Below are 512 nucleotides of genomic sequence, written 5' to 3'. Positions count from 1 at the left end.
GGCTTGATCTCCTGCACGTCCTGCAAGGCGGTAGCGCGTTCGGTGCGTTGCTCAGGTGAATAATAGGGCATGTTGTCGGTGATCAGCGCGGCGACCCGGTCAGGCCGTGTTGCCGCGAGGCGTGCGGCGACCAGCGCGCCGCCATGATGGCCGGCGACTGCGAGCTTCCCGGGATCGAGCGCATCGATCACTGCCGCAGCGGCAGCGGCATAGCAGGCGATGCTTGCCGCCTCGCGTGGCGGAGCCGACATGCCGTGACCCGGCATGTCGGGGTGGAGCACCCGGTAGCCGGCCGCGGCCAGTACCGGCATCGCGCGGCGATACTGGATCGACCCCCAGGGTGCCTGATGGATCAGCATGAGCGGCGGACCATCGCCGAGCGTTCGGCAATGCACCTGCCCATCGGGGCCGTCGGTATAGAAACGGCGCTCGCCGGGCAGGATATTGACCGAAGGCAGCATCAGTTCACCCCACCTGAAAGCCGCTGGCCGAGCAGCCGACCGAAGGTCAGG

1 protein-coding gene is annotated in these 512 nt (G+C 67.8%); it reads right to left on the bottom strand.

Annotation, left to right across the window (positions count from 1 at the left end; all coding sequences use genetic code 11):
* Window positions 1-461 (bottom strand): alpha/beta fold hydrolase (locus tag RAD16_RS40645; RefSeq protein WP_458163650.1); only part of this gene is annotated, 461 nt, incomplete at its 3' end.
* Window positions 462-512: the final 51 nt, after the last annotated feature.

The organism is Bradyrhizobium sp. 18BD (assembly GCF_054185225.1).
Note: the sequence above shows the minus strand (reverse complement) of the source record. Positions and strands in the feature narration are given on the sequence as shown.